Here is a 367-nt window from a genome sequence, read left to right as displayed (position 1 = left end):
ACGCCGGAAGCGGTGGCGGCTTGACCCACCCTCGGAGGCACGCCTTGGCGTGCTTCCGTCATTCATCCCCGCCAACCAGGAGACTTCCATGGCTCTCATGTTCCCGCGGCTCGCCCGCAATTTCGCCAAAAATGGGTACTACCCGACCGACGAACCCACGCTCGAAAGAGCCCTCAACGCACTGATGCCCAGCGACGGGCCGATGTGCATCCTCGATCCCTGCGCCGGTGAAGGCGTGGCAATCGCCGAAGCCTCTCATGCCCTCGGGCGCGAACAGGCCAAGGCGTTCGCCGTCGAATTCGACGCCGAGCGGGCGCGCCATGCCCGCGGCCTGGTCGATCACTGCCTGCACGCGGACCTGATGGAC

General features: G+C 66.2%; 1 protein-coding gene. It reads left to right on the top strand.

Going from position 1 to position 367, the window contains the following annotated elements; genetic code table 11:
- Positions 1-64: 64 nt before the first annotated feature.
- Positions 65-367 (top strand): DUF6094 domain-containing protein (locus tag C1I89_RS33860; RefSeq protein ID WP_258231588.1); only part of this gene is annotated, 303 nt, incomplete at its 3' end.

The organism is Achromobacter pulmonis (assembly GCF_002885955.2).
Taxonomy (GTDB): Bacteria; Pseudomonadota; Gammaproteobacteria; order Burkholderiales; family Burkholderiaceae_B; genus Achromobacter; species Achromobacter pulmonis_A.
This window is presented reverse-complemented; position numbering and strand designations above follow the sequence as displayed.